Origin of the sequence: Streptomyces colwelliae (assembly GCF_048158785.1) — a bacterium.
GTDB lineage: Bacteria > Actinomycetota > Actinomycetes > Streptomycetales > Streptomycetaceae > Streptomyces.
This window is the reverse complement of the sequence record NZ_JBLTJC010000456.1, coordinates 1-7,457: the sequence shown is the minus strand read 5'-3', so window position 1 is coordinate 7,457 and position 7,457 is coordinate 1. Positions and strand designations below refer to the sequence as shown.

Genomic DNA, 7,457 nt, shown 5'->3' with positions numbered 1-7,457 from the left:
CCCCCAACCCACCTCACCGCCCCCGAACAGCCCGCTCCCGCAGCTCGATCTTCCGTACCTTCCCCGACACCGTCATCGGAAAGGCGTCCATGATCTGGAGGAGGCTCGGGATCTTGTAGTGCGCCAGCCTGCCCTCGCAGAAGCCGCGCAGTTCCTCCAGCGTCAGCGGGTCCGCAGGGTCGCGCGGGATGACGCAGGCCAGGACCTCCTCCCCGTAGCGCTCATGCGGCACCCCCACCACCTGGACGTCCGCGACCTTCGGGTGGGTGTAGAGGAACTCCTCGATCTCGCGCGGGTAGATGTTCTCGCCGCCCCGGATGATCATGTCCTTGATGCGGCCGACGATCTCGACGTAGCCGTCCTCGCGCATCGTCGCCAGGTCACCCGTGTGCATCCAGCGGCCCGCGTCGATCGCCTCGGCGGTCTTCTCGGGCTCGTTCCAGTAGCCGAGCATCACGCTGTAGCCGCGGGTACACAACTCCCCTGCCGTGCCCCGGGGTTGGGTCACTCCGGTGGCCGGGTCGACGACCTTGACCTCCAGGTGCGGGAGGACGCGGCCGACCGTGCCGGTGCGGTGTTCCAGGTCGTCGTCCATCCTCGTCTGGAGCGAGACCGGGGACGTCTCCGTCATGCCGTAGCAGATGGAGACCTCCGCCATGTGCATCTCGGCGACCACCCGTTTCATCACCTCGACCGGGCAGGGCGAGCCCGCCATGATGCCGGTGCGCAGTGAGGAGAGGTCGTAGGACGCGAAGTCGGGGAGGTTCAACTCCGCGATGAACATGGTCGGTACGCCGTAGAGAGACGTGCACCGCTCCTGCTGTACGGCCTTCAGGGTCGCCGCCGGATCGAAGGACGGGGCCGGGATCACCATGCACGCGCCGTGCGAGGTCGCCGCCAGGTTGGCCATCACCATGCCGAAGCAGTGGTAGAAGGGCACCGGGATGCAGACCCGGTCCTGCTCGCTGTAGGCGATCAACTCACCCACGAAATAGCCGTTGTTGAGGATGTTGTGGTGGGAGAGGGTGGCACCCTTGGGAAAGCCGGTCGTGCCCGAGGTGTACTGGATGTTGATGGGGTCGTCGCAGGACAACTCGGCCTCGCGGGACCGGAGTTCCTCCGAACGGTCGGTCGCGCCCCTGGCGACCAGCGCGTCCCAGCTCGGGTCGCCGATGTAGACCGTTTCCCGCAACTGCGGGCACTTGGGCCTGACTTGGTCGACCATCGCCCGGTAGTCGCTGCCCTTGTGGCTGACCGAGGCGAACAGGACCGAGATCCCCGCCTGGTCGAGGACGAACTCGACCTCGTGGGTGCGGTAGGCCGGGTTGATGTTCACCATGATCGCGCCGATGCGGGCGGTGGCGTACTGGACGAGCACCCACTCTGCGCAGTTGATCGCCCAGATCCCCACCCGGTCACCCTTGGCGACCCCGCTCGCGAGCAGCGCGTACGCCAACTGCTCGACGTCGGTGGCGAATTCGCCGTACGTCCAGCGTCGTTCGGACGGTACGTCGACGAGCGCCTCGCGGTCGGGCCAGGCGGCGACCGTCCGGGCGAGGTCGGCCCCGATCGTGTCGCCGAGAAGCGAAGTCCGGCTGGTTCCATGGCTGTACGAGTTCATCGGGGAGTTCATCGGCGAGACCACCGGCTTCGTCGGCGAGTTCATCGGAAGTCCTCCTCGCGGTACTCGGCGGCCGACCCCGCGGCCGTCGCCTCCCGCAGTTCGATCCGGCGGATCTTGCCGGAGACGGTCTTGGGCAGGTCGGCGAACTCCAGCCGCCGGATGCGCTTGTAGGGGGCGAGGACGTCACGCGAGTGCTCGAACAGCACCTTCGCGGTGTCGGGTCCCGGCTCCCAGCCCGCCGCGAGGACGACGTACGCCTTCGGTACGGCGAGGCGCAGCTCGTCCGGTGCGGGCACCACGGCGGCCTCGGCCACCGCCTCGTGCTCCAGCAGGGCGCTCTCCAGCTCGAACGGGGAGATCTTGTAGTCGGATGCCTTGAAGACGTCGTCGGACCGGCCGACGTAGGTGATGTAGCCGTCCGCGTCCCGGGCGCCGATGTCGCCGGTGCGGTAGTAGCCGCCGGCCATCGCCTCCGCCGTACGGTCCGGGTCTCCGTGGTAGCCGGTCATCAGGCCCACCGGCGGGTCGGACAGGTCGAGTGCGATCTCGCCCTCGGCCGCGCCCGGCGCACCCGAGACCGGGTCGAGGAGTTCGACGCGGTAGCCGGGGCTCGGCCGTCCCATGGAGCCGGTCTTCAACGGCTGGCCGGGACTGTTCGACACCTGCACCGCCGTCTCCGTCTGCCCGAAGCCGTCCCGGATGGTGACGCCCCAAGCGCGCCGCACCTGCTCGATCACCTCGGGATTCAGGGGCTCCCCCGCGGCCAGCGCCTCGCGGGGCGGGGTGCGCAGCTGGGTCAGGTCGGCCTGGATCAGCATCCGCCACACCGTCGGCGGAGCACAGAACGTCGTCACACCCGCCCGGTCCATCTCGGCCATCAGCCGGGCCGCGTCGAAGCGCGTGTAGTTGTGGATGAAGACGGTCGCCTCCGCGTTCCAGGGCGCGAAGAGGTTCGACCAGGCGTGCTTGGCCCAGCCGGGCGAGGAGATGTTGAGGTGCACGTCGCCCGGCCGCAGACCGATCCAGTACATGGTGGCCAGATGGCCGATCGGGTACGACGTGTGGGTGTGCTCGACCAGCTTGGGGTGGGCGGTCGTGCCCGAGGTGAAGTAGAGCATCAGCGGGTCGTCGGCCAGGGTCGGGGCGTCCGGCGTGAACTCGGCGGAGGCGGCGTACGCGTCCTCGTAGGTCCGCCAGCCCTCGACCGCGCCGCCGACCGCGATCCGCGTGTACGTCCCGGGCACCTCGTCGAACTTGGCGGTGTCCTCGGAGCGCGCGATCACCTGCCGGACCCGGCCGCGTTCGACGCGGTCGCGCAGGTCGGCGGGGCCGAGCAATGGGGTGGCGGGGATGACGACGGCGCGCAGTTTCATCGCGGCCAGCGCCGTCTCCCACAGCTCGGTCTGGTTGCCGAGCATGACGAGGATCCGGTCCTCGGCGCGGACGCCCTGGGCCCGCAGCCAGTTGGCGACGCGGTTGGAGCGCGCGGACATCTCGGCGAAGGACAGGGCGGCCTCGGTGCCGTCCTCCTCGACGATGCGCAGGGCCGTGCGGTCGTTGCCGGCCGCGATGGCGTCGAACCAGTCGAGCGCCCAGTTGAAGTGCTCGGGCCTGGGCCAGGAGAAACCCTCGTAGGCCGTGGCATAGTCCGTACGGTGCGCCAGCAGAAAATCCCTCGCGCTACGGAACGACTCACTCGCCGTCGTCATCTGTCCTCCTAGGTACCGGACCATTGCCGGGCGGCTCTCTGACATCGTGTAATCCGTGATGTGGGTCTCACTACCCCCGTACGGGGGTGTGTGCAGCAGGGCGGCCGCAATGAAGGGGCAAGCGGGTGGCGACGGACGCGGCAGGGATGGTGGAGATTCAGTCGGCGCTGGTACGGCTCCGGCGCGGCACGGGGCTGCCGGTCGCCTTCGGCGGCCTGGTGGAGAGCGGCCGGCAGCAGATGCGCATCAGCGAGCTGAGCGGCACGTTGACCCCGTCGCTGCGCGCCCTCGCGGTGTCCTCGGGCAACGGTCTCGGCGGCAGGGCGGTCGCCCTCGCCCGCCCGTGCGCCGTCCTGGACTACTCCGCCTCCCGCCAGATCAGCCATGAGTACGACGCCCCGGTGGCCGCCGAGGGCCTGCGCGCGATCCTCGCGGTCCCGGTCGTCGTACGCCGCCGGGTGCGCGGTGTCCTCTACGGCGCGCTGCGCACCGCCCAGCCGCTGGGCGACCGGATGCTGAGCGCGGCGATGGAGGCAGCGCGGGATGTGGAGCAGGCGCTGGTGGTACGGGAGGAGGTGCGGGAGCTGCTGAGCGCGGCGCGTCCGGCACCGGCCCCCGACCCGGCGGCGAGCGCGGTGTGGGAGCAGGTGCGGGAGGCGCACGCGGCGCTGCGGGCGCTGGCCCCGCGCATCCCGGACCCGGCGCTGCGGGCCGAACTCCTCGACGCCTGCGGCCTGTTGACCGCGGAGGCGGCCACGGGGGACGTGGAACTCGCGCCCCGGGAGCTGGACGTCCTGGCGTGTGTGGCGGCGGGGGCGACGAACGCGGTGGCGGCGGAGCGGCTCGGGCTGCGGCCGGAGACGGTGAAGGGGTATCTGCGCTCGGCGATGCGGAGGCTCGGGGCGCACACCCGCGGGGAGGCCGTGGTGGCCGCGCGGCGGGCGGGGGTGCTGCCGTGAGAGGGGCGGTGGTAGCCCCGTCGGTGACCCCTGAGGGGGCTCCCGCGACGCCCGTCTATTCATTCATCGGAGCTTTGAATTTCCTGATGCTGCACAGTTGTTATTTCCCTCACCACCCCATCCATCCGAATTTCAAGGACTGATTGCCTAATATTGGCCCGGACACGACACACGAGGGGAGCGGTGACCGTGCGACGGGACTTCAAGGAGCCTGCCAGAACGCGCCCCGACCTGGTCATCGGCCGGGAGGAGATGTTCAACGCCGCCCGTGACCAGCTCGCCGAGGGTGGCAGTGTGCTGCTCCACGGCCCCGCCGGAATAGGAAAGTCGACCGTCCTGCGGGCGTTGGCCGCGGAATACGGCGAGACGGCACGGACCGTGTTGCGCTGCTCGGCCACGGAGTCCGAATCCCATCTCCCCTTCCTGGCCCTCGCCGACCTCCTCGGTCTGGTCCTGGACGAGGTGTCCGAGCGACTGCCCGTCGCCCAGCGCACGGCACTGGAATCCGCGCTCACCGGCCGCGGCGAGTCCTCCCTCCAGCGCGACGGCCTCGCCCTGCGCCTCGCCGTCCTGTCCGCGCTGCGCGCGCTGGCCGCCGACGGTCCCGTCCTCGTCGTAGCCGATGATCTCCAGTGGCTGGACCCGGCCAGCGCGGAGCTCCTCGGCTTCGCCGCCCGGCGGCTCGGGGACACCCAGGTGCAGATGGTCTTCGCGGTGCGCACCGAGGGCCAGGAGTACGACCGGTATCTGAGCGCCTCGCCGCCGGACACCCTCGCGTTCCGGCTCTCCCCGCTCTCCCGGGCCCAGGTGTCGGCGCTGCTCGACCACCGCGGCTACACCGGGCTGCCGCGCTCCACGGTCCGCGAGATCCACCGCACGAGTGGCGGAAACCCGTTGTTCGCGCTGGAGTTGGGCCGCGCGCTGGCCGAGAACCCGACCCCGCCGAGACCGGGCGAGCCGCTGCCGGTGCCCACTTCGCTACGCGCGTTGGTGCTGAGCCGGCTCGACATGCTGCCCGCCGAGGCCCGCCGCACGCTCCTGGTCGCGAGCGCGGGCGCCCGCCCGACGGTGTCCCTGCTACAGAACGCCGGCCGCGAGAACGCCGAGGCGGAGACCGCCCAGGCCGCCGAACTCGGCCTGCTGGCAACGGAACCCGAGGCGCCCGCCGTACGGTTCGCGCACCCGCTCATCTCGGCCGCGCTGTACGCGGAGGCGCCCGCGCAGGAGCGGCGGGCCGCGCACGCCGCGCTGTCGACCGCGGCTTCCGACCCCATCGAGCGCGCCCGGCACCTCGCCCTCGCGACCACCGGCACCGATCCGGAGGTCGCCGCCCGGCTCGCCGAGGCCGCGACCCTGGCCCGCGACCGCGGGGCGCCCTCGGTCGCCGCCTCGCTCGGACTGCTGGCCGCCCGGCACACCCCGGTCGACAGCGTGCCGGGCCCGGACGAGCGGCGGTTGCAGGCCTCGGAGGACGCGATCACCGCGGGCGAGCTGGACCTCGCCCGGGACATCGCGCGCGAGGTGCTGACCCGGGCCGCGGTGCCCGCCGAGCGGGTGCGGGCCTGGATCATCGTGATCGACACGGCCGGCCACTCCATGGCGGATGTCGACGCCGTCTTCCCGCAGGCCCTCGCCGACGCGGGCGACGACCCCCGGCTGCTCGCCCTGGTCCGCTACCAACTGGCCTGGCGCGCCCTGCTCGTGGAGGGCGACTTCGCCGAGGCCCGCGCGGAGACCGCCCGCTCGGCCGAGCTGGCCGCACGCGCCGGCGACCGGCGCACCGAACTCCTCGCGCTCTCCTTCCAGGCGCAGACCGAGACCCTGATGGGCCACCCTGACGCGCCCCTCACCATCAAGCGCGCGCTGAAGGAGCCCCAGGACCCGAGGGTGGCGTGCCATCACAACGGCGCGGGCTCGGCCCGGTTCCGCTGGCTGGTGATGAGCGATCAGCTGCCCGAGGCCCGCGCGACCATCACCGCGCTGCTGCGCGAGGTGCGGCGGCGCGGGTCGGTGGAGAGCGAGGTGCACTTCCTGCGCGGTTTCGCCGAGACCGAACTGCGCTCCGGGCACTGCGGCCGCGCCCTCGACCTGGCCCGGGAGGGCCTGCGGCTGGCCCGCGACTCCGGGATCGGCCAGACGGCGTCCGCGATGCTCACCGCGCTCGCCGAGGCCTCCGGCGGTGACGTCGAGGAGGCCCTCGCGCTGGCCCGGGAGGCGGTCGAGCACGCCGAGGAGGACGGCGACCAGATGTATCTGTCCCGTGCCCTCGGGGCCCTGGGATACGCCCAGTTGGTCGCCGGGGACGCCCACGGGACCGTCCGCTCGCTGCGCCGCGTCCGCGAACTGGAGCAGGCCCTCGGGGTGACCGACCCGGCGCGCGGCCGCTGGCACGGCGACCTCGCCGAGGCCCTCGTCCGGATCGGCGAGACCACCGAGGCCCAGGACGTCATCGACGTGACCCGTGAGCGCGCGCTGCGCCTCGGCCGCGAGAGCGTCCTCGCCGTACTCGACCGCGCCGAGGCCCTGGTGCGGGCGGCGCGCGGCGAACACGACGAGGCCGTAGCGCAACTGACGTCCGTTCAGGACCGCCTCGCCAAACTGGGCTACGGCCTGGAGGAGGCCCGTGCCGCCTTCGCGCTGGCGTCGCTGCGCACCGGGCAGCCCGGACCGACGTCGTACGACGAGGCGGCCCGGCTGTTCCGCCGGTGCCGGGCGCTGCCCTGGCTGCGGCAGGTGGACGAGGCGGCCGTCGTCAGGCCGCCGGAGCCGGCGCCCGTGCCCACACCCGCGCCGACCCTGGAGGGGCTCGACGGGCTGGCCTCGATGGAGCGTCAGGTCGCCGCGCTCGTCATGGAGGGCGCCACCAACCGGGAGATCGCCGCCCGGCTGTTCATCAGCGTCAAGACGGTCGAGGCCACTCTGACCCGGGTCTATCGCAAGCTGGGGATCCGCTCGCGGGTGGATATCGTCCGACTGGCGGCGGGGCGCCGTCCGAACTGAGGACCCTACGGGTTTACTGTGCGGCGACCGAGGGTTTTCCCTGCCCAACTCCCCTAGGGGGTTCCCTCATTGGGAGCAGGGTGTCCCGGGTTCTAGCTTATGGGTGTGCCGCTCGCCCGGGCATACGGGGGTCGGTCCCGCGACCCCCGTTGCACCCCCCACACC

The 7,457-nt window shown here is 71.9% G+C and carries 4 protein-coding genes; 2 read left to right on the top strand and 2 right to left on the bottom strand.

The annotated features are described in order from the left end of the window. Positions 1-13: 13 nt before the first annotated feature. Both ACNFOC_RS47510 and ACNFOC_RS47505 read right to left on the bottom strand, forming a co-directional pair. On the bottom strand, positions 14-1,621 hold the full coding sequence (locus tag ACNFOC_RS47510; protein ID WP_416965220.1) for an AMP-binding protein: 1,608 nt from the start codon (positions 1,619-1,621) through the stop codon (positions 14-16). 41 nt (positions 1,622-1,662) lie between these two features. Continuing rightward, the gene (locus tag ACNFOC_RS47505; protein ID WP_416965219.1) at positions 1,663-3,333 is read right to left on the bottom strand and encodes an AMP-binding protein; all 1,671 of its coding nucleotides are present in this window, start codon (positions 3,331-3,333) and stop codon (positions 1,663-1,665) included. Between the two features lie 146 nt (positions 3,334-3,479). Here ACNFOC_RS47505 and ACNFOC_RS47500 point away from each other — a divergent pair, with 146 nt between their 5' ends. Further along, positions 3,480-4,292, top strand: coding sequence for a response regulator transcription factor (locus ACNFOC_RS47500; RefSeq protein ID WP_416965218.1), 813 nt, complete (start codon positions 3,480-3,482; stop codon positions 4,290-4,292). A gap of 183 nt (positions 4,293-4,475) precedes the next feature. Further along, positions 4,476-7,292 (top strand): ATP-binding protein, encoded by a 2,817-nt coding sequence (locus tag ACNFOC_RS47495; protein WP_416965217.1) that lies wholly within the window; start codon positions 4,476-4,478, stop codon positions 7,290-7,292. Positions 7,293-7,457 lie beyond the last annotated feature (165 nt).